This window comes from Veillonella parvula (assembly GCF_024461875.1).
In the GTDB taxonomy this organism is placed as follows: Bacteria; Bacillota; Negativicutes; order Veillonellales; family Veillonellaceae; genus Veillonella; species Veillonella parvula_I.
Window position 1 is genome coordinate 168,574 of record NZ_JANGAL010000001.1, and the last position, 20,435, is coordinate 189,008.

The 20,435-nt window shown below is 39.3% G+C and carries 19 protein-coding genes; all 19 read left to right on the plus strand.

The annotated features are described in order from the left end of the window. The 19 genes from NE668_RS00775 (at nucleotide 1) to NE668_RS00865 (ending at nucleotide 20,419) form a co-directional block, all read left to right on the plus strand. Entirely contained in the window at nucleotides 1-924 is a 924-nt protein-coding gene (locus NE668_RS00775; protein WP_227037098.1) for a P-loop NTPase, read from the plus strand. 8 nt (nucleotides 925-932) lie between these two features. Beyond that, nucleotides 933-2,036 (plus strand): rod shape-determining protein RodA, encoded by a 1,104-nt coding sequence (gene rodA / locus NE668_RS00780; RefSeq protein WP_004698715.1) that lies wholly within the window; start codon nucleotides 933-935, stop codon nucleotides 2,034-2,036. Between the two features lie 55 nt (nucleotides 2,037-2,091). After that, the gene (locus tag NE668_RS00785; RefSeq protein ID WP_123137817.1) at nucleotides 2,092-3,975 is read left to right on the plus strand and encodes a TIGR03960 family B12-binding radical SAM protein; all 1,884 of its coding nucleotides are present in this window, start codon (nucleotides 2,092-2,094) and stop codon (nucleotides 3,973-3,975) included. Beyond that, the gene (locus NE668_RS00790; RefSeq protein WP_120055423.1) at nucleotides 3,947-4,642 is read left to right on the plus strand and encodes a TIGR03936 family radical SAM-associated protein; all 696 of its coding nucleotides are present in this window, start codon (nucleotides 3,947-3,949) and stop codon (nucleotides 4,640-4,642) included. Before NE668_RS00785 ends, NE668_RS00790 begins: the two co-directional genes overlap by 29 nt. 34 nt (nucleotides 4,643-4,676) lie before the next feature. After that, nucleotides 4,677-6,104 (plus strand): Rne/Rng family ribonuclease, encoded by a 1,428-nt coding sequence (locus NE668_RS00795; RefSeq protein WP_105086661.1) that lies wholly within the window; start codon nucleotides 4,677-4,679, stop codon nucleotides 6,102-6,104. A gap of 28 nt (nucleotides 6,105-6,132) precedes the next feature. Continuing rightward, nucleotides 6,133-6,708, plus strand: a complete 576-nt coding sequence (locus tag NE668_RS00800; RefSeq protein ID WP_105086660.1) for a manganese efflux pump MntP — start codon at nucleotides 6,133-6,135, stop codon at nucleotides 6,706-6,708. A 200-nt stretch (nucleotides 6,709-6,908) separates the two neighbouring features. Continuing rightward, nucleotides 6,909-7,220, plus strand: coding sequence for a 50S ribosomal protein L21 (gene rplU / locus NE668_RS00805; protein WP_105086659.1), 312 nt, complete (start codon nucleotides 6,909-6,911; stop codon nucleotides 7,218-7,220). A 2-nt stretch (nucleotides 7,221-7,222) separates the two neighbouring features. Next, nucleotides 7,223-7,537 carry a ribosomal-processing cysteine protease Prp gene (locus tag NE668_RS00810; protein WP_004698521.1) on the plus strand — a complete coding sequence of 105 codons (315 nt, stop codon included), beginning with the start codon at nucleotides 7,223-7,225 and terminating at the stop codon, nucleotides 7,535-7,537. A 12-nt stretch (nucleotides 7,538-7,549) separates the two neighbouring features. Then, nucleotides 7,550-7,834, plus strand: coding sequence for a 50S ribosomal protein L27 (gene rpmA / locus NE668_RS00815; protein WP_004696430.1), 285 nt, complete (start codon nucleotides 7,550-7,552; stop codon nucleotides 7,832-7,834). A gap of 144 nt (nucleotides 7,835-7,978) precedes the next feature. Continuing rightward, a complete protein-coding gene (locus NE668_RS00820) occupies nucleotides 7,979-8,635 on the plus strand; it encodes an ABC transporter ATP-binding protein (protein ID WP_119563216.1) in 657 nt (218 codons plus the stop codon). Continuing rightward, nucleotides 8,632-9,396, plus strand: a complete 765-nt coding sequence (locus tag NE668_RS00825) for an ABC transporter permease (RefSeq protein WP_004698663.1) — start codon at nucleotides 8,632-8,634, stop codon at nucleotides 9,394-9,396. The genes NE668_RS00820 and NE668_RS00825 overlap by 4 nt, the downstream gene beginning before the upstream one ends. Before the next feature lie 293 nt (nucleotides 9,397-9,689). After that, the gene (locus tag NE668_RS00830) at nucleotides 9,690-10,712 is read left to right on the plus strand and encodes a FecCD family ABC transporter permease (RefSeq protein WP_120055419.1); all 1,023 of its coding nucleotides are present in this window, start codon (nucleotides 9,690-9,692) and stop codon (nucleotides 10,710-10,712) included. A 1-nt stretch (nucleotide 10,713) separates the two neighbouring features. Continuing rightward, nucleotides 10,714-11,712: a FecCD family ABC transporter permease gene (locus NE668_RS00835; RefSeq protein ID WP_120055417.1), complete on the plus strand. Its 999-nt coding sequence runs from the start codon at nucleotides 10,714-10,716 to the stop codon at nucleotides 11,710-11,712. 14 nt (nucleotides 11,713-11,726) lie between these two features. Continuing rightward, a complete protein-coding gene (locus NE668_RS00840; protein WP_120055415.1) occupies nucleotides 11,727-12,536 on the plus strand; it encodes an ABC transporter ATP-binding protein in 810 nt (269 codons plus the stop codon). Nucleotide 12,537: 1 nt separating this feature from the next. Next, on the plus strand, nucleotides 12,538-13,626 hold the full coding sequence (locus tag NE668_RS00845; RefSeq protein ID WP_024061977.1) for an ABC transporter substrate-binding protein: 1,089 nt from the start codon (nucleotides 12,538-12,540) through the stop codon (nucleotides 13,624-13,626). Between the two features lie 310 nt (nucleotides 13,627-13,936). After that, the gene (gene hydG, locus NE668_RS00850) at nucleotides 13,937-15,355 is read left to right on the plus strand and encodes a [FeFe] hydrogenase H-cluster radical SAM maturase HydG (protein WP_077708570.1); all 1,419 of its coding nucleotides are present in this window, start codon (nucleotides 13,937-13,939) and stop codon (nucleotides 15,353-15,355) included. A gap of 194 nt (nucleotides 15,356-15,549) precedes the next feature. Next, complete coding sequence (gene recJ, locus NE668_RS00855; RefSeq protein ID WP_227037096.1) at nucleotides 15,550-17,532, plus strand: single-stranded-DNA-specific exonuclease RecJ; 1,983 nt, start codon at nucleotides 15,550-15,552, stop codon at nucleotides 17,530-17,532. 11 nt (nucleotides 17,533-17,543) lie between these two features. After that, nucleotides 17,544-19,784 (plus strand): RelA/SpoT family protein, encoded by a 2,241-nt coding sequence (locus tag NE668_RS00860; RefSeq protein WP_004696424.1) that lies wholly within the window; start codon nucleotides 17,544-17,546, stop codon nucleotides 19,782-19,784. Beyond that, nucleotides 19,784-20,419, plus strand: a complete 636-nt coding sequence (locus NE668_RS00865; RefSeq protein WP_120055413.1) for an MBL fold metallo-hydrolase — start codon at nucleotides 19,784-19,786, stop codon at nucleotides 20,417-20,419. Before NE668_RS00860 ends, NE668_RS00865 begins: the two co-directional genes overlap by 1 nt. The last annotated feature ends 16 nt before the right edge of the window (nucleotides 20,420-20,435 follow it).

Below are 20,435 nucleotides of genomic sequence, written 5' to 3' on the forward strand. Positions count from 1 at the left end.
ATGGGCGAGATAATCGGCGTTGTATCCGGTAAGGGGGGCGTAGGTAAGACTACGATTACCGCTTGCTTGGGTTCAGCCTTAAGTAATGCAGGGCATCGCGTATTGCTCTGTGATGGAGATTTTGGATTGCGCGATTTAGACCTTGTGTTAGGAGTGGCAAATGAAATTATTTACGACGCATTAGATGCGAGCGAAGATAAAGACTATATGGATGATGCCATCGTATCAATTGCTGAAAACTTAGATTTCCTACCAGCTAGCCAAAGTGCTCGTTGGGAAGATATAGGTCGTAAAAAATATAAAAAATTAGTCCGTCGCCTCTCTGAGACATATGACTATATTTTAATTGATGCTCCTGCTGGTATCGGTAAGGGCATAGAGTCTATTTTAGAATTAGTAAATCGCTGCATCGTGGTGACGCATCCTTTATGGGTATCCTTGCGTAATGGGGCACGCATGATTCAAGTATGTCAAGAACATAATATTCGTGATTATGCTATTGCTTTTAATGCAGTACCTATCGATGGAGAGAATATCAATTTATATGATATGTTAGAAGTCCTTCGCGCTGAATATGTAGGGGCTATAATCCCTTATGATGAGGATATTTTGACCTATACACAAGATGGTCGTTTGTTAGAATTTGTTTCTAGTGAACTAAAAGCTATGTTAGCACCTCTTGTTGATTATGTAACTACCGGTGAGTGTTGGGAAGACTACGATGTACAAAAGCACTTCGATGCTTATGTAACTAAGAAAAAAACATCGAAGGAGCAAGATATTACACCAAGTCTTGCAACAGTAGGTGAGTCTATTTTTGAGGATTCTAACAATGTTCATTACATTAATCGTGGCGGTTGGACCACGCAACGCTTATTGGTGCAAGGGAAACAAAGCTTGTGGCGCCGTAGCAAGTTGAAATAGGTGATATGATGTGGCGTAAAATATGGACAGATAGCGATTGGACTATCATCATATGTACTATATTACTTGTCGGAATTGGTCTTACAGCTATTGGTAGTGCTACCCATGTGAATCATGAAGCTATCGGTTTTGGTAGTTTAGTGGTAAAACAACTCGTATTCTTTTTAGCAAATATAGCTGTCGTTATAGGCATGCAATTTCTAGATTACCATCGCCTTAAAGGGTGGGGGAATATGATTTATGTGATTACCATGCTTATGTTAATTGCAGTTATGGTAGTTGGTACCTCCGCACTAGGTGCACAGCGTTGGATTCAACTGGGACCAATTACTATCCAGCCTTCAGAGTTTTCTAAACTATTGATGATTATCTGTATGGCTAAAATGTTAGAACCGCGCATTGGCAAGTTAGATACTTTTAAATCCCTATTGATGCCAGTGTTATATGTAGGGATTCCTATCCTTCTCGTATTCTTACAACCTGACTTGGGGACATCCCTCGTATATATTGCTATATTTGTAGGGATGCTCTTTATATCTGGTATCAAAACTAAGCTTATAAAAATCATTGCGAGCGTGACTTTACTCTTGATGCCTTTGGGCTGGTTTGTACTGAAAGAATACCAAAAGCAACGTATTCTAGTATTTTTAAATCCAGATATTGATCCCTTCGGTTCTGGCTATCATATTATTCAATCTAAGATTGCCATCGGGTCGGGTATGATTTTTGGTAAAGGTATCTTTAATGGTACTCAAAGTCAGTTGAACTTTTTACCAGAAAATCATACGGACTTTATCTTTTCTGTAATCGGCGAAGAATTTGGCTTTGTAGGATGCATTGTAGTATTGCTATTATTGTTTATGCTTATTTATCGCAGCATTCAAGTAGCATATACCTGCAATGATAATTTCGGTATGTTATTAGCAACGGGTATTGGTACGATGTTTGCCTTTGAAGTGCTCGTAAACGTAGGCATGACGATTGGTATCATGCCTGTAACGGGGATTCCGTTGCCATTCCTTAGCTATGGTGTTAGTGCGCTAACAACTAATATGCTGAGCATTGGCATTTTATTAAATATTGCTAGACAGCGGACAAAATATATATTTTAATATCCTTTCATAGGATTGATTGTGAAAGAAGTCTTTCATTAAAGACGGAGGATGTATGATTCAATTAGATACGTCATGGTTACAACATGTCCAAAAGCCCGCTCGTTACACGGGCGGCGAATACAATAGTATCGTGAAAGATCACAGTACTGTTGATGTAACTATGGCTTTAGGTTTTCCCGATGTGTACGAAGTGGCCATGAGTCATTTGGGCATCAAGATTTTGTATGGTCTCGTAAACCGTCGTGAAGATGCGGTAGCCGAGCGCGTATTTGCACCGTGGCACGATATGGAAGAGGAAATGCGCAAGCGTAATATTCCATTATTTTCCTTAGAAACACGTACGCCTATTAAAGACTTTGATGTGTTAGCATTTACGCTTCAATATGAAATGAGCTTTACTAACATTTTAAATATGCTCGATTTAGCAGGCATTCCTATGTATGCTAAGGAGCGTGATTTAGATTTTCCACTGCTTGTATGCGGTGGCCCTTGTGCGTATAACGTTGAGCCTATTGCAGATTTCTTTGATATCGTATCCCTCGGTGAATCCGAAGAGTGGGGCGATGAATTCATCGACTTATTTAAAGCAGAAAAAGCCAAAGGCTTCCCAGGTGGCAAAGAAGGCTTTTTGCGTAAAGTAGCCCAAATTCCTGGCACATATTGCCCGGCTTTATACGATGTAGAATACACCGAACAAGGCGATTTTAAATCGATTACGCCGCGTTTCGAAGACGTACCTGCAGCTGTTGAGAAACGTATTATAGAGGATGTAGAGAATGTATTCTATCCAACAAAGCCTGTTGTACCGTTCCTTGATATAGTGCATGACCGCGCTGTATTGGAGTTATTCCGTGGCTGTACGCGTGGCTGTCGTTTCTGTCAGGCTGGTATGCTCTATCGTCCGGTTCGTGAAAAGACGCCAGAACGTTTGTTACAAATTGCTAAAGATACAATTGCCAATACTGGTTACAACGAGATTTCCTTGATGAGTTTGAGCTCTGCGGACTACTCTAAATTGCCTGAACTCGTAGATATGCTCATGGAAGAGTTTAAAGATAAACAAGTTAGCGTTAGCTTACCGTCATTGCGTATTGATAGCTTCTCTATCGATATTGCGAAAAAGGTACAGCAAGTGCGCAAGAGTGGTCTTACCTTTGCGCCTGAAGCAGGTACGCAACGGATGCGTGACGTTATCAATAAGGGCGTTAGTGAAGAAGATTTGTTGGCCGCATGTACTAATGCCTTCAAATCAGGATGGAACACGGTTAAATTGTATTTTATGATGGGGCTTCCTACAGAAACAGACGAAGATTTGGCTGGTATTGCAGATCTTGCGTACAAGGTGCTTGACTTGCACCGTGATATTACAGGCAAACGTAATGGTTCTGTAACGGTGAGCGTATCCTTCTTCGTACCAAAAACACATTCTCCATATCAATGGTATGGTCAAGAAGATGTGGAGGAGATTCATCGTAAACAACGTTACTTGAAGTCTCTCATCAATAATCGTAACATTTCTTATCACTATCATGATGGTTATACTGGCTACATGGAAGCCGCTTTTGCTCGTGGAGATCGTAGACTATCTAAAGTTCTCGTAGAGGCTTGGAAGGCTGGTTGTAAATTTGATGGTTGGACTGAGTTCTTTAACTATGAAGCTTGGTTGAAAGCATTCGCTGACTGCGGATTGGATCCTGCGTATTTTGCACGTCGTACACGAGATTTCGATGAGCCATTGCCTTGGGATCATTTAGATTGCACTGTAAGTAAAGCTTTCTTAAAACGCGAGTGGGAACAAGCGGTGGCAGCTAACCTTACAGGCGATTGTCGTCGAGCTCCATGCAAGGGCTGTAATGTATGTCCAGAGCTCAATACAGCTATTATTGACTATAAGGAGGGTGGCAGAGTTGAAAAAGTTACGTTTGGCCTTAAATAAGGGCGAAGAATTACGATTCCTGTCACACCTTGATTATGCTCAAGCTGTAGAGCGGATGATACGTCGAGCAGAAATTAAAATGGCATATTCTGAAGGCTTTAACCCTCATATGAAAATTAGCTTTTCCTCTGCTCTTGCTTTAGGCGTAACGGCAGCGGCTGAATATATCGATATGGATGTGCTTGAAGAGGATAGTTTAGAGTCCATTATGGACCGTTTAAATCGCGTAGCACCTCCAGGACTTGAAGTACTAGACGGTAAAGAAATGCCTGAAAAGGTGAAAAAGATGATGGCCATCTGTAATTTTGCTATCTATGAGGTAACAGGTCCTGTGACAGATGAAAATGCTGATTGGGATGCGTTACTCAAACCTTTTAATGAAGCAACGGAAATTTCTTATGAAAAGGTAACACCTAAGAAAACTCGTACCATTGATGTAAAAGAGTTTGTAAAAGAACCCATCGTAGCCTCCGTTAAGGACGGTATGGTGACCCTTACAATGGGTATCGGCATTTATCCGCAAGGTACTATTAAACCTAGCGAAGTGTGGAATCTAGGTAAGGACCAATATAATTGGCCTATTACAACTAGCTACGAAGTTCACCGTAAAGCAATTATGGTAGAAAATGAAGAAGGCCGTTATACGCCTTTAGAGATTAATTACTAATTATAATTTAGATGACAAAGAAGGGAGGGATAGGATGCATAAAATTTTGGTCAATGTTATGCGCGAAGAAATTCGGATGGCTGTTATAGACGAAGAAGGTCAGCTAGTGGACTTTGTCTTGGAGCGTACCGATGAGTCTCATATGGCAAATCATATGTACAAAGGCACAGTAAAGAATGTATTGAATGGTATGCAAGCGGCCTTTGTTGATATTGGGGGCTCTCAAAATGCGTACTTGAACTTACAACAAGGGAAGGAACAGAAAATTTTGCCACGCTTATCTGTGGGGCAACAAATTCTCGTTCAAGTAGTGAAAGAAGAAATGCTTGGTAAAGGTGCTCGCGTAACTGCTGATGTCAGTTTGGCGGGCCGCTTTATGGTGCTTTTACCGTATTCTGAAGGCATGCATATTTCTAAAAAGATTACTGACGAAGCCTTGCGTGCAAAGTTGCAAGAATTAGCAGCACCTTATGTACAAGAAGGTTGCGGTTTTATTATTCGCACTGCGGCAGCTAAGGCTAGTGCTGATGAAATAGGCCGTGACATGGATTACTTGTGGCGTACATGGCAACATGTGTTGAAGCGCTTTAAGGTGGCTAAGAGCGGTACAGATTTATATAGTGACGCAGATTTCTGGTTCCGTCTTGTGCGGGACTATGCTCATCGCAATGTAGAAGAAATCATCGTCGATTCCGATATGGGTGAAGATCGATTGATGGATCTCTTAGGTCATGGCCCTACATCGCAACAAATTAAAGTAACACGTCATCGCGATAGCACACCTATCTTTAAAGCAAACCATATTGAACCGCAATTAGAAGATCTTATCTCTCGCGATATTAATCTTCCTTCTGGAGGGTCAATCCGTATTGATCATACGGAGGCTCTCACCGTATTTGATGTAAATTCTGCTCATTATACTGGTAAATCTAATAAACTAGAAGATTTAGCTTTTACAGTCAATAAAGAGGCGGCAAAAGAGATCTGTCGTCAATTGCGCTTGCGTGATATCGGTGGTATTATCGTCATCGATTTTATTGATATGAAAGATAAAGAACATCAACAAGAGTTATTAAAATTGTTGGGGGCACAAGCTAAGTTAGATAAAATGAAAACCGTTGTATGCGGCATTAGTTCGCTTGGCCTCGTAGAGATGACGCGAAAACGAGCTCGCCAAGGCTTGCAAACCTTGATGTTTGATACATGCCCTCAATGCGGTGGTACGGGCTATATGTTGTCGGGTCGTACTGTATATATGCAGATTGTGCGTCGCATCCGCGAGTTATTTAAATCAGGACGTATTAAAACGAATCTAGAAATCGAAGTTCATCCGGAGGTGGCTCAGTATTTAACAAAAGCTATTGTCGAGGATTTAGGTGGGTCTATAGGTCGCAAGATTTCTATTGTAGTAAATCCACAAATTAGTCGAGAAGGATATTCCTTGATGGCTATAGCCGAATAAGTAAGTAGTTTGTTTATAGGTGAGTATAGTGTCTATATTTGAAATTGTATTAATTAGTATTGGTCTTGCCATGGATGCTTTTGGCGTATCTATTGGTAAGGGGCTGACAATGCCTGTAGGTGAGAATAGTCGGAAGGTCACTTTGGCCTTTCTCTTTGGCTTGTTTCAGTTCCTAATGCCCCTCATCGGTTGGCTCATAGGACGTCAATTTATCGATGTCATATCTGATTGGGATCACTGGATTATCTTTGGTCTTCTTGGCTATTTAGGTATCGCTATGATTCGAGAAGGGCTTAGCGATGATGATGAAGAGGACGATGATAAGCAATTTTTAGGTGTCTGGGAGATGGTGATGCTCTCCGTAGCAACCAGTCTCGATGCGATGGCTGTAGGGTTGACCTTTGCGTTCTTACCTATTAATGTATGGGAAGCTTCTACCATGATTGGTATTATTACCTTTGGCATTTCTTTAATTGGTGTGTACTTAGGTAAATTTATGGGCCAATTTGTTGGAAAATATGCAGATATAGTTGGTGGAGGTGTATTAATTCTCATCGGTACAAAGATACTCTTACAGCACCTTGGAATTATCGGAGAATTTTAAAGCTCTGTATATATAAGTGTTAAAAACTAGGCGAATTCTGTAGTTTTTGGTTTGACATGATAGTGTAAATAGTATATACTATATCAGTATTAGTTCGGTTTTCTGAACTTTGCAATCCGCGTGAAGCAGGTTTAAACGCCCGACCGAAGTTCGGGTCGGGATACCGAATTCAGCGAGTTCGATAACAAGGAGGTGTTCTCATGTACGCAATTATTAAAACTGGTGGTAAACAATATCGCGTTGCTGAAGGCGATGTAATTACTATCGAAAAATTGGAAGCAGCTGCTAACGATTCCGTTACATTCGAAGAAGTTTTGACTGTAGTGAATGACGGCGACGTTAAAGTTGGCGCTCCTCTTGTAAACGGTGCAAAAGTTACAGGTACAGTTCTTGAGCATGGTAAAGGTAAAAAGATTTTAGTATTCAAATACAAAGCTAAATCCAACTACCGTCGTCGTCAAGGCCATCGTCAACCGTTCACAAAAGTTCGTATTGAATCTATCCAAGCTTAATTATGGTTTCCATTGGAATCCAGCGGAATAGTGATGGTCAAGTTATTGGTTGTCATATGTCCGGTCATGCAGGATATGATGAACATGGCTTCGATATCGTATGTGCTGCAGTGTCTGCCTTATCGGCAACGGCGATGTTAGGCCTCACCCAAATTGCTCAACAAGAAGGTGAGTATACGAATAGCGAAGGTCAATGTGATATAGTTCTCTCTGGTACGATTAATCAGAGTGGACAGGATATTCTGGGGACTATGCTTCTCGGTTTAGAGGAAATTAGCCGTCAATATCCAGAGTTTGTCCAAATTCACGAAATATAGGAGGTGAACTTAATGTTTACTTTTGATTTGCAATTGTTCGCACATAAAAAAGGTGTGTCCAGTACTCGTAATGGTCGTGATAGTGAATCTAAACGTCTTGGTGTTAAATGCCATGATGGTTCCATCGTAAAGAGCGGTAACATCATCGTTCGTCAACGTGGTACTCACTTCCACCCTGGTACTAATGTAGGTATCGGTAAAGATGACACTTTATTCGCACTTGTGCCTGGTAAAGTAGCATTTGAACGTGCTGGTCGTTATAACCGTAAAGTTAGCGTATACCCTGTAGAAGCTTAATTTTACAAGACTATTAATCCCTAGTGGTTTCCACTAGGGATTTTTTATTGTTTATTATGGTGTAAGTTGTATTGGTATAATATAATATAATTTAAAGTGATTATTAAATATATCATAGAGTCTTGAAATATGATCGGAGGCATTATGGCACTATTAGAGTTATCTAATATATCCTATGTTGTAAACGAAAAGTCTATTATCCGTGATGTGTCTCTATCTGTACATGAAGGAGAGTATCTCACTGTTGTAGGCCCTTCTGGTAGTGGTAAAAGTACACTTTTAAAATTATGCAGTGATTTGATTAGTCCTACCTCAGGGATTATTACTTATAATGGACGTGATTTAACCACTATAGATCCAGAAAGTTATCGAAAAGAGGTAGGTTATTGCTTTCAAAGACCTTACTTGTTTGCAAAAACGGTGCGTCGTAATATTTTGTTCCCTTATGATATTCGAGGTATGGAACCTGATATGATTCGTATCAAATATCTTTTCGATTTACTTCATATGCCTATTGAATATCTTGAGCGCCATAATGATGAACTATCTGGTGGAGAAATGCAACGGATTTGTCTCATTCGAAGCCTTATCTTTGAACCTAAAGTATTGCTTTTAGATGAGGTTACCTCTGCATTAGATGCTGTTAACACGGCTATCGTGGAACAGGTAATCGATGAACTTCATAATAATGGGATGACCATCATAGCAATAACACATAGTGAGGAACAAAGCTTACGTAAGGCTAATCGCCGCATTACAATTGTAGATGGATCATTAGCTAAAGAGGAGGTATTACGGTGAGTCAATTTCATGCTATTTCAGCCATGTCATTATGTCTTGCATCTATATTAGTTATTATAAGTATGTTTATGTCCTATCGGCAGGAGTTGAAGTTAGAGAAAGATATTTTTATAAGTGCTTTACGAGCTACCATACAGTTATTTGCCATAGGCTTTATTTTAGCTTATATTTTTAGTACTGAAAGTCCTATATTCATAATCGGATTATTAGGTTTTATGGCTATTAATGCAGCCTATAATTCTTCTAAACGCGGTAAGGGAATACCATATGCATTGTGGATTTCTTGGTTTGCCATAACCGTAGGTGCAAGCATTACATTATCGATTTTGCTTCTAACAGGTGTGCTTAACTTTACTGCTTATCAGGTGATTCCTGTTGGAGGGATGGTTATTAGTGGAGCTATGGTGGCAATTGGCCTTTGTTATCGACAAATGCTATCAAATTTTGAGTTACGCCAACAAGAGGTGGAAATTAAACTAGCGTTAGGAAGTACGCCTAAGCAAGCGTCAAAAGCCATCGTGCGAGATGTTATAAAGACTGGATTGCAACCTACTGTAGATAGCGCTAAGACTTTAGGAATCGTGGCTTTACCAGGAATGATGACAGGTCTAATCTTAGCGGGAATGCCTCCACTTGAAGCTGTAAAATATCAAATGATCGTGACATTTATGAGTTTATCTACTATATCGATTGCTTGCTTTATTACTTGTCAATTAGCGTATAGAGCATTTTTTAATAATAGGAATCAATTAAATAGGTAAATTTAGTACTTTAAATATATTTTATTGTACATCAAATCAGAATATTTACTCATAACTTAGAGTAGTAGCCTTAAGGTTACTGCTCTTTTTTTATAGAAATAATGTTTATATATGATTATAGGAATAAAAATTGTTGGATATAATTCTGTATAGTTATAAAGATTTACTTATTTTGTTTTTAACATTGCATTATTGCTATAAATGATACTGAGATTTATTATTGAAATAGATAGAGCATTGTTGATATAATGTATCAGTAAATTCTATAGTATTTCGTATTGTAAGGAGTTCTTATGAGCAATTATGACGTAGAAACAAGGGGAGGGCGCGCAGCTAAAACTACGCTACTAGGTATACTGGCTTTAGCTATTTTAATTGCCACATCTCTTGGTTCACTCTTCATTGGGATACGCTATATCAGCCTAGATGATATTATTTTATCCTTTACTAACTATGATCCTAATAGTATAGGTCAGATGATCGTTCAAACATTGCGCTTGCCACGTATGATAGCAGGTATCGTTGTAGGTATCAGCTTTGCCGTATCAGGTGCACTGATGCAAGGTGTTACCAACAATCCTATGGCAAGTCCTTCTATTTTGGGGATTAACGCAGGTGCCAGTTTTGGTTTAGCTGTTGGGATGATTTTATTTCCTTATTTAACCTTAAATGGAAGTATTTTGTTTTCCTTCGGTGGGGCCGCATTGGCAACACTGTTCATTTTAGCTCTTGCTAAACGCGTAGGTGGTAAAGCTACTCCTGTATATCTTGCACTTGCAGGTACGGCTATTAGTGCAGTATTTGTGGCTGTTACACATATGCTTGTTGTGTACTTCCAAGTGGCACAAGAGTTAAGCTTTTGGACTGCAGGCGGTATTAGTGGTATTCGTATGGAACAAGTATTACTCGTATTACCTTGGACACTCATTGGTATTCTTATTGCCATGTACGTATCTAAATCTGTTACGCTCTTAAGCTTTGGCGAAGAGGTAGCTATTGGTCTTGGCAGTAATTTAAATCGTGTACGTGTATTATCTGGTTTGACTGTACTTATTCTTAGCGGTTCTGCTGTTGCTCTAGCCGGTCCGATCGGCTTTGTAGGTCTCGTTATTCCACATATAACACGTAAACTGGTAGGCATCGATTATCGTCTTGTAATTCCATTCTCTGCACTCTTTGGTGCAGTACTTGTTATGATTGCTGACGTTGTAGCTCGTATCGTAAATCCTCCATTCGAAACACCATTAGGTGCCATTACTGCTCTTGTAGGTGTTCCATTCTTTATTTATCTAGCAAATCGTAAGGGAGGAAAATAAGATGAAAAAACGCTTTTTTGCCTACTCTTTCGTTATGACGCTCATGTTGTTAGGTGCCATGTATGGACATCTTCATACAGGCTTTAGTGATATGTCTACATCTGATCTTATTCGCATTCTCTTTGGCGGTGGTAATGATGTAGAAAAACTCACAGTTTTTGATTTCCGTTTAGTTCGCACCATCTTGGCTGTATTTATTGGTATGGGCCTTGCTATGTCTGGTGCAATTTTTCAAACTATATCTCGGAATGAATTGGCTAGTCCAAGCTTGTTAGGCGTAAATGCTGGTGCTGGTTTAGGTGTAGTTCTTTTAGTATATTTTGCAGGTTCTACAACGGCGTGGGGGATTTGGACATTACCTACTGTTGCCGTAGCTGGGGCTGTTGTGGCAGCGATTTTAATTTATCTTCTATCTTGTCGCGGTAGAGATATTATTTCTCCATATCGTTTAATCTTAACAGGTATCTCTATGAGTGCAGGACTCCATGCATTGCAAGTCTTACTCGTAACGCGTTTGGACCCTAATAAATTTTATTTAGTTAATACTTGGACCATCGGCACTATTTCGGGTAATACATGGGAGCATGTATGGGTGCTTGCGCCAGTTGTCATTGTATTATCACTCATTCTCTATGCCCGTTATATGGAGCTAAATTTATTGAGCCTAGCTGATGAAACAGCGATTGGGCTTGGTGTACATATAAATCGCTCTAGATTTGTATACCTTATTATTGCAGTTCTTTTATCTGGGTTCTGTGTAGCTATCGGTGGCAGCATTGGTTTTGTAGGGCTTATTTCCCCGCATATTGCACGCCGCTTAGTCGGTGCCGATCATGCCTATTTCTTGCCATTAACAGGTCTAATTGGAGCTATTTTAGTGGTCACTGCTGACTGGATTGGCCGATCCATTATTGCGCCTGATGAAATCCTCTTAGGGATTATTGTAGCTTTAATCGGGGCACCATACTTCTTGTATATTCTAGCAAAAACAAAAGCGTAAAAGGGGAAATATAAATGAAATTAGAAGTTAAAAACCTAACTACTGGTTACGGTGATACAAAAATTATAGAGAACTTAAATCTTACGATTCCAGAAGGCAAGGTAACAGCATTAATTGGTGCTAATGGTTGTGGTAAATCTACTTTACTAAAAACTATTTGTCGTATTATTCGACCAATGGATGGCGATGTCTTACTAGATGGTAAATCTATCGGTTCTTATGGTAGTAGAGAACTAGCAAAAAAGGTTGCTATTTTGCCTCAAAATCCAACGGCACCTGGTGAAATTACAGTTCGTGAACTTGTTATGTACGGTCGTGCACCGCATCAAGGCAGCTTATTTGCCCGTACTACAAAAGAGGATAAAGAAATTGTAGAGTGGGCTTTGAAGGAGACTGAATTACTTCAGTTTGCAGATCGTGGCATTACAAATATGTCTGGGGGGCAACGGCAACGCGCATGGATTGCCATGGCTATCGCTCAAAATACAGACATTCTATTCCTTGACGAGCCTACTAGCTTCCTTGATGTATCTCACCAAATGGATGTATTACATTTAGTAGAGCATTTGAATAAAGCTTATAACAAAACGATTGTTATGGTTATTCACGAACTTAATGAAGCCGCTCGTTTTGCTGATAATTTAGTTGCCATGAAGGATGGAAAAATTCAATACGAAGGTACGCCTCATACTATCTTCCATAATGAAATGTTGAAGGATGTATTTGGTGTAGATTCTACAATCATGAATGACCCTAAGACAGATCGTCCGTTCTGTATTCCTTATTCTATGAAAAATTATGGCCATACGGCACGTGAGGTGTAGTATGAAGCGTTTGTTAATTTCTGGTCTTTTGGGGGCTTGTATGCTCATGGGAATTGCAGGATGTGGTCCACAGGAAAATGGTATGACTCATGAAGCTATCTATGCTAATCTTGATGATAAGGTAAAAACAGCCCTTGAACGGTCAAATGATCCGAAAGACATTGATAAAGAGTTTAAGAAGCGATTAACGGCTATCCAAAAGGCAGCAGATAAAATTGTTACTGTTGAAGGAGATAAGATTATTGTCACTCATAAGCTCGGGACAACAGTTATGCCCAAAGAACATAAACGTATCGTGGTTGTTCGGACAGAAGATCCTATGATTGCATTAGATGAATCTTTTATAGGGGCAAATTTTAATGAAAAAAGCTATCTTTATAATGAATTAAGTAATCGTAATGTTCAAAATTTTAGTATTAATGATGAAACAAAGACTATCAACTATGAGCAGATTCAGGCTTTAAAACCGGATTTGATTATTATGCGTGACTCTTATGGCAAAGCGGCATATAATGCACTTTCTAAAATTGCTCCAACCATTTCTGTCAACGTAAATAAGGAAGAAGTTGCACTACTAACTATTGCTAAAGCACTTGGGGTCCCTGAAAAAGGGGAAGCTCGTTTGAAAGAATATTATTCACAGGCTAAGAAAACACGGATAGCTTTAGCTGAACATATGCAAGGGGAAACCGTAGCTTTTCTAAGAATTTTAAATAAAGAAATACGATTGTATCCGTATATGAAAAGCGATTTGAATGTCTTTATGGCTGAATTACTTAATATTAAACCGCCTGATATGGTATTAGAAACAGAACTTAACCCTACGAACAATGCGATTTCTTTAGAGCGATTACCCGATCTTGATGCAGGCTATTTAATCGTTTCTGCTGGTTACGGTGCTTCTAGTGCTAATAATCAAGGTGTAGCAGACCAACGATTGGCAAATCTTAAAAAAGATGAGTTGTGGAAAAATTTGCCTGCTGTAAAAGCCGATCATGTATTGCAAGTGGATAGTACTTTGTGGATGGCCCATGGTATTATTGCGAAAGAACGTGCTATGAAAGAGCTGTATGATACATGGGGAGAATAGGACTAAATACATTTGTAATATATAGTTAGTACTATTATGTAAGGGTTTATCTCGTGTAAAAATACATACATACATTTTAGTCATGTTCGATATAGATAATCGATATAGATTAGAAACTCCCATGATATAAAGGTTGCTTCCTCTTATGAGGTGGCAACCTTTTTGCATGTATCAAATTCCTGTGCTTTTTAGTAGGAATAGTGGTATACTATGTACAGTATCAGTGAAATACCAGAAGACTGGTTGTCATATACTTTCATAAACCTAAAGAGGGGTGGCATTGCCACTAGAAAGATTTGAGGTAAGTACTATGTATGATGTAAAATCTCCAAAGGCGGAGGAATTTATTTCCCATCAGGAAATCCTTGACACACTTGCCTATGCAGAGGAAAACAAGGAAAATAGGGAGTTGTTAGATGCTATTTTAGCGAAAGCTGCTACATTTAAGGGATTAAACCACCGAGAAGCAGCAGTTCTCTTAGAATGTCCGTTACCTGAATATAAGGAAAAGCTTTTTGCTTTAGCAAAGGAAATCAAGAAGGCTATCTACGGCGATCGTATTGTTCTATTTGCACCGTTATACTTGTCTAACTATTGTATCAATGGATGTGTGTATTGTCCGTACCACTCCAAAAACCGCGATATTAAACGTAAAAAATTAACGCAAGACCAAATCAGAGAAGAGGTTATTGCGTTAGAAGCGATGGGCCATAAGCGTATTGTAATTGAGTCTGGTGAAGATCCTCTTAATAATCCACTGGAATATATTTTGGAATCCATCAAGACGATTTACAGTATCAAAAATAAAAATGGTGAAATCCGCCGTGTAAACGTAAATATTGCAGCTTGTTCCGTTGAGGACTACAAAAAATTACATGAAGCTGGTATTGGCACGTATACATTATTCCAAGAAACATATAATAAAGAAAACTATGAAGCTTTACATCCTACAGGCCCTAAGAGCGACTACGCCTACCATACAGAGGCGATGGACCGCGCTATGCAAGGTGGTATTGATGATGTAGGCATCGGAGTTCTTTATGGTTTGGAACATTATAAATACGATTTCGTTGGTTTGTTGATGCACGCAGAACATTTAGAGGCTGTGTATGGGGTAGGTCCACATACTATTTCTGTACCTCGTATTTGTCCAGCGGATGATATCGATGTAGATGATTTCAGTAATGCTGTACCTGATGATGTATTTGAAAAAATTGTTGCTCTTATCCGCGTCTCCACACCGTATACAGGTATGATTATGTCCACTCGTGAAAGTCAATCCATGCGTGAACGTGGCTTGGCATTAGGTATCTCCCAAATTAGTGGTGGATCTCGTACTAGTGTAGGTGGTTACAAAGAAGAAGAAAAGCCAGAAGATAATACGGCACAATTCGATCGTAGTGATACGCGTACATTAGATGAAATCGTTAACTGGTTGCTAGACCTTGGGTATGTTCCAAGCTTCTGTACTGCTTGTTATCGTGCAGGTAGAACTGGGGATCGATTCATGGCTCTTGCAAAATCCGGTCAAATTCACAACTGTTGTCAACCAAATGCGTTGATGACATTGAACGAATATATCATGGATTACGGCAATGATGAAACTAAGGCTCATGGTTCTAAGGTTATTGAACAACAGTTAGAAAATATCAAAAATGATTTAGTTAAAGATAAAGCTAAAGCTTATATTGCACAGATGAAAGACGGCGAACGGGACTTCCGGTTCTAAGGAATTCACTGATATGGAGCCTCCTATTGATAATAGGAGGCTCTTTCTTGTTGAGAAAATAGCAAGCTTTAAATGAGAATAAAATATATAAAATAGTTTATTTTATTTGCATTTTAAGGTATAATAAATAAAAATGATAATGATAATACGTTGAATTCAAGAATAATATTGATTATAAACTACTGAGGGATATGATGATTAAGAAAAAACGTTGGCGCCTTTGTAAAGGTGATCAAGAGAAAGAGAATATCTTAATCCGTGAACTTGGTGTAAACCCTATTGTGGCTAAATTAATGGTGAATCGTCACATTGATGTAGACGAAGGTCGTCAGTATTTACAAGGTACTTTGTCAGATTTGTTAGATCCATTTACATTAAAAGATATGGATGTGGCTGTTTCACTAGTTCTGGAAACAATTGAAAGTCACAAACCAATCGTCATTTATGGTGATTATGATGTAGATGGTATTACTGCAACATCAGTACTTTATCGATTTTTAAAGAAATTAGGTGCCGATGTTACCTATTACATACCAGAACGTCAAAGTGAAGGGTATGGCCTCAATTTAGAGGCTTTAGAGCACCTTATTGAACGGGGAACGGCTTTAGTCATTACTGTAGACTGCGGCATTAGTTCTTACGATATTGTAGAGGCTGTACGAGACCGCATCGATATGATTATTACGGATCACCATACGGCTCCTGATATGATTCCACGAGCCAAGGCCGTTATAAATCATAAGCAAAAGGACTGTCCATATAAGGATAAAAACTTATCTGGAGTAGGTGTTGCTTTTAAGTTATGCCAAGCCTTGTGGCTTACAAAGCACGGAGAATGGTACTTAGATGATTTAGATATCGTTGCACTTGGCACTGTGGCAGATGTAGTGCCTTTGGTCGGTGAGAACCGTATCATTGTAAAATCAGGCCTTGAGAAGATGAATAGGGAACCTAACTTGGGGATTAAAAAGCTTATTGATGTAGCTGGGCTTCATGAACGAACTATTACATCTGGACATATTGGTTTTACCTTAGCACCTCGTCTTAATGCAGCGGGTCGCGTAACGCATGCAACGCGTGCAGTTGAATTACTTGTGACCGATGACGAGGATATAGTAGAGGCAATTGCGGAGGAACTAAATGAAACGAACCGTGAACGACAAGAGTTAGAACGAAATATTCATGAGTTGGCTCGTGTTGATGTAGCTAATCAAGGACATAAAGCTGATTATGTAACTATTGTGGCCGGCGAAGAGTGGCATCCAGGAGTCATTGGTATTGTTGCTTCTCGTCTAGTAGAGGAGTTTTACAAGCCAACCTTAGTCATCAGTATTCATGATGGCGTTGGTAAAGGCTCGTGCCGTAGTATAGATGGCTTTAACATATATGATGCATTAAAATCTTGTGAGGATATCTTGCTACAGTTTGGCGGGCATGCTGCGGCAGCAGGCTTTAGCATCGATGCAAATCGTATTGATGAGTTACGAGAACGGTTAACCAAGTATTGCAAAGCAGTTATTACAGATGAGGAATATATTCCTGTGGTTGCTATTGATGCGGAACTACCTGTTGATGATATCGATGTCGATATCATTGACCGCGTATCAGACCTTGAACCTTATGGAATGGCCAATAGCACGCCAGTCTTTGCTATTATGGAAGCTACCGTGCAAGATATTATGCTCATGGGCCAATTAAAAAATCATTGTAAGATAATATTTGAAACTTCGAATGGTACATTAGATGCTATAGCTTGGAATCGTCCAGACTTATTTAAATTTATCTTTGTGGGAACTGTGGTAAAAGTGGCATTTTCTTTGCAAAAGAATGAATGGCAAGGCATGGTTTCTCCGCAACTCATGATTCAAGCTATTGAACCATTGACTGAAGAGCCGATTAAGCTTTCTACAGAAGGGCTTAGACAAATGTATGTCATAATAAAACAGTCCATGCGAGGTCGTAGTCAATCGGTTTATAATGTAGAACAAGATATATTGCGCCGTAAGCCGGCAGATCAGAATAATCGCAGTGCTCTAACATCTATTGATGTATTTAAAGAATTGGGCATTGTTGAAGAATATACAAGTGATGATGGTCAATTAATGCTTAGATGGAACGCCATTGAAGGAAAATTAGATCTTGTCACATCCGTAACATTCCTTACTTATAGTGTATAGGAGGTGACATCATGACAACTGTAAATGAAGAAGGCAAAGCTTTGGTAGAACAAAGTACATTTGATAAAAGTAAAGCCTTAGCTGAGTTTATGGAGTATATCCATACGTATTTAACAGATGATGAGTGTGACCAAGTATTGAAAGCTTTTGAGCTTGCTGATAAGGCTCATGAAGGTCAGTTTAGAGCTTCCGGTGAACCGTATATCATGCATCCTCTAGCTGTAGCTGATATTTTGGCACATTTACAAATCGACCATATTACACTCATGGCAGCTCTAATGCATGATGTGGTTGAAGATACATCTTACTCGAAGGAAGACCTAGAGGAGATGTTTGGCTCTGAAGTAGCATTCCTCGTTGATGGGGTAACAAAATTAAACCAATTCCAGTATGAAACCAAAGAAGATCGCCAAATGGAAAACTATCGAAAGATGATTTTAGCTATGGCGAAGGACGTACGTGTCGTAGTTATTAAATTGGGTGATCGCTTACATAATATGCGCACCTTAAAGCATATGCGTAGTGACAAACAAAAGCGTATTGCTAAGGAAACCCTAGAAATCTTTGCACCTTTGGCACATCGTCTTGGTATCTTCAATGTGAAATGGGAGTTGGAAGATTTATCCTTCCGTTATTTAGAGCCGGAAAAATACTATGATCTAGTCGATCAAATGAAACAAAAACGCCAAGTCCGGGAAGACATCGTTAATGATACGATGAGGCAACTTACAAAGGCCTTAAGTGAAGCCCATATCAAGGCGGATATCAAAGGTCGTCCAAAACACTTCTACAGTATTTATAAGAAGATGAAAAAGGATAATCGTGATTTATCCCAAATTTATGATTTGCTTGCCGTTCGTGTGATCGTTGATAGCATCCCTGATTGTTATGCAGTACTTGGCATTGCACATAGCTTGTGGAAGCCATTGCCTTATCGCTTCAAAGATTATATTTCCATGCCGAAGTCTAATATGTATCAATCCTTGCATACAACCGTTATCGGCACGATGGGGCAACCGGTAGAGATTCAAATCCGTACTTGGGAAATGCACCGTGTATCTGAATATGGTGTGGCCGCTCACTGGCGATATAAAGAAGGAAATAAAAACGGCGATAAAGAATTTGATCAAAAGGTTGCATGGCTGCGCCAGGTTCTTGAATGGCAAGATACTAGTAATCCAACGGAACTCGTTAATGCTTTGAAATTAGACGTTTTCTCTGGTGAGGTATTTGTATTTACGCCAAAGGGTGACGTTGTTAAGTTGCCAATAGGCTCTGTACCTCTTGATTTTGCCTATCGAGTTCATACCGATGTAGGTCATCATTGTGTAGGTGCTAAGGTAAACGGTAAAATTGTACCGCTGGATTACACCTTGCAAAATGGTGATATTGTTGATATCATCACATCCAAAACAGGTCGTCCTAGCCTTGATTGGTTGAATATCGTAGGTTCTTCTGAAAGTAAGAGCAAAATTCGCAATTGGTTCAAGCGTGAAAATAAAGCTGAAAATATTGAAAAAGGCTTAGAAGCTCTTGAAAAAGAAGCAAAACGATTGAATCATAATTGGAAAGAATTATGTGCAGACAACCGTTTACAACATGTAACGAAACAACTTAAAGCCGGTACAGAAGAGGAAATGTTTGCAGCCTGTGGCTATGGCGGTATTCCTGTAAGCACGGTTCTCTTGCGTTTAATTGAACTTTATAAAAAGTCTAAAGAGGTAGAGGAATCTAAGCGCAGTACAGAGCAAATTATTGAGAAGTTAAAATCTCAAGGACAAAAGAAAACTAAAAATGGCACTGGTGTTCTCGTAAAAGGTGAAGCTGGTGTGATGGTGCGTATGGCAAAATGCTGTAATCCTGTACCTGGTGATGATATTATAGGTTACATAACCCGTGGTCGTGGCGTTTCTATTCACCGTTGTGATTGCCCTAGCATGGGCCATTCACCTGAAGATTTAGAGCGGATGATAGAAGTCTCTTGGGACGGTTCTTCTGGCGAATCTTTCCACGTAGGCATTGATATTCAAGCTTATGATCGAGCTGGCATTCTCATGGAGGTTATGGCGGTGCTTTCAGAATTGAAAATCACCATTACTAACATCAATGCTAAGGTTCAAGAAGATACAAAAAATGTAAGCATCAATTTGGTGGTTGATATTCGGGATATTTCGCAACTAGATTTCGTAATGACTAAATTGCGTCGTATTCGTGAAGTGTATACTGTTCAACGTAGTAAAGGAGGGGCTTAATGAGCGAACAACAATTAGTGCTTATGCGCATGCCTTTAGGTCCACTAGGAACAAATTGCTATGTTATCGGTGATAAAGCGATAGGTGAAGCTTTCATTATCGATCCTGCAACAGCTGAAGTACTAGATGCGCTAAAAAAACATGACTTAAAGCCGAAGGCGATTGTACTGACACATGGTCATGGAGATCATATTGGTGGCATTCAAGAGATTGTAAACATCTATCATGTGCCTGTATATATTCATAAAGGCGATGTACCGTATTTATCTGATCCTGAACTTAATCTTAGTGCTTATAGCAATCCAACGCCAATTAAGGTAAAAGCGGAAATTATCGAGGTTAAACAAGGTGATCACATTACATGTGGTGATATCGATCTTGAGGTGCTTGAAACACCAGGTCATACGCCAGGAGGGGTGTGTTATTATATGGAAGGTCTTGTATTTGTAGGGGATACTCTATTCAGAGATTCCGTAGGCCGTACAGATTTTCCAAATGGTTCTTATGAGACCCTGATATCATCTATTAAGACTCAGCTTTATACATTGCCTGATAATACAATGGTTTATCCTGGTCATGGACCGGAAACAAATATAGGGTATGAAAAACAATACAACCCATTCGTTGGTCAGTAGGTTTAAACGAATTATT

Coding starts and splice junctions, on each gene's coding strand:
- NE668_RS00775 (WP_227037098.1), top strand. CDS start 1: ATGGGCGAGATAATCGGCGTTGTATCCGGTAAGGGGGGCGTAGGTAAG.
- rodA (WP_004698715.1), top strand. CDS start 933: ATGTGGCGTAAAATATGGACAGATAGCGATTGGACTATCATCATATGT.
- NE668_RS00785 (WP_123137817.1), top strand. CDS start 2,092: ATGATTCAATTAGATACGTCATGGTTACAACATGTCCAAAAGCCCGCT.
- NE668_RS00795 (WP_105086661.1), top strand. CDS start 4,677: ATGCATAAAATTTTGGTCAATGTTATGCGCGAAGAAATTCGGATGGCT.
- rplU (WP_105086659.1), top strand. CDS start 6,909: ATGTACGCAATTATTAAAACTGGTGGTAAACAATATCGCGTTGCTGAA.
- NE668_RS00810 (WP_004698521.1), top strand. CDS start 7,223: ATGGTTTCCATTGGAATCCAGCGGAATAGTGATGGTCAAGTTATTGGT.
- rpmA (WP_004696430.1), top strand. CDS start 7,550: ATGTTTACTTTTGATTTGCAATTGTTCGCACATAAAAAAGGTGTGTCC.
- NE668_RS00820 (WP_119563216.1), top strand. CDS start 7,979: ATGGCACTATTAGAGTTATCTAATATATCCTATGTTGTAAACGAAAAG.
- NE668_RS00830 (WP_120055419.1), top strand. CDS start 9,690: ATGAGCAATTATGACGTAGAAACAAGGGGAGGGCGCGCAGCTAAAACT.
- NE668_RS00835 (WP_120055417.1), top strand. CDS start 10,714: ATGAAAAAACGCTTTTTTGCCTACTCTTTCGTTATGACGCTCATGTTG.
- NE668_RS00840 (WP_120055415.1), top strand. CDS start 11,727: ATGAAATTAGAAGTTAAAAACCTAACTACTGGTTACGGTGATACAAAA.
- NE668_RS00845 (WP_024061977.1), top strand. CDS start 12,538: ATGAAGCGTTTGTTAATTTCTGGTCTTTTGGGGGCTTGTATGCTCATG.
- hydG (WP_077708570.1), top strand. CDS start 13,937: ATGTATGATGTAAAATCTCCAAAGGCGGAGGAATTTATTTCCCATCAG.
- recJ (WP_227037096.1), top strand. CDS start 15,550: ATGATTAAGAAAAAACGTTGGCGCCTTTGTAAAGGTGATCAAGAGAAA.
- NE668_RS00860 (WP_004696424.1), top strand. CDS start 17,544: ATGACAACTGTAAATGAAGAAGGCAAAGCTTTGGTAGAACAAAGTACA.
- NE668_RS00865 (WP_120055413.1), top strand. CDS start 19,784: ATGAGCGAACAACAATTAGTGCTTATGCGCATGCCTTTAGGTCCACTA.